Here is a 1,019-nt window from a genome sequence, read left to right as displayed (position 1 = left end):
CTCCTCAAGAAGCTGCTTGAGCTGATTACCCATTTCGATGTATTGTGTGAAAATCAAGCATCGTTCACCCTCAGCAGCAATTTCCTCGCACATCTCAAGCAATCTCGCGACCTTATTAGAACGTTCTACCTCCCATAATACAGGAGAACGATCTTCGCCCGCTAACAATGAAGGGTGATCACATAACTGCTTTAGTTTTGTTAAAGTAGCCAAAATAAGCCCTCTTCGCTGCATGGGTCCAAGCTTATCTAAATTCTCGAGCAAATCGGCAACGATATTTTCATACATAGCCCCTTGCTCTGCGGTTAACGTCATATAGGTCTTCGCTTCATTTTTCTCTGGCAAAGACAGCTGGATCGAAGGATCCTTCTTGATTCTACGAAGCATAAATGGCTTAACCCAACGTTGAAGCCCTAAAATAAGGTTCTCATCACGCGTCTTCTCAATCGGCGTAACGACTGCTTTGCGGAATTCATTTAAATTGCCCAAATAACCAGGATTGATAAAATCATAGATCGACCATAGCTCGGTCAATCGGTTCTCCATCGGTGTTCCCGTTAGAGCAACTCGATGGTACGCAGGAAATCTACGAATCGCAGTAGATTGCTTCGTGTACACATTTTTAATATTTTGAGCCTCATCCAGACAAAGCGCATCCCATTCCAGCAAACAAATATCCTCTTCATCCAGCTGGGCCAGCGAATAGGAAGTAATGACTAAATCCGCCTCCATTGCAGCTTCACGGAAAGCCTCGCCCTTATCTCGCTTATTTCCATAATGCAGCATAATACGTAGTGAAGGAGCGAACTTCTCAAGCTCCTTCTCCCAGTTGCCGATAACAGATGTTGGACATATGAGCAGTGAAGGACCATTAGATTGCAGCTTTTGTTCTTTCACATAGACCAAGTAAGCCATAAATTGAATGGTCTTGCCTAGACCCATATCATCCGCAAGTACGCCTCCCAGACCGAAGCGTCTTAAGAACAGCAGCCATGAGACACCCTGATGCTGATAAGGCC

At 44.8% G+C, this 1,019-nt stretch carries 1 protein-coding gene; it reads right to left on the bottom strand.

Annotated features, from left to right (window positions below; genetic code table 11):
- A partial coding sequence (locus tag AC1DWN_RS34280; RefSeq protein WP_477563271.1) for a DEAD/DEAH box helicase occupies positions 1-1,019 on the bottom strand: 1,019 nt, incomplete at both ends.

Source organism: Paenibacillus sp. P4_A7, assembly GCF_056402455.1.
This window is presented reverse-complemented; position numbering and strand designations above follow the sequence as displayed.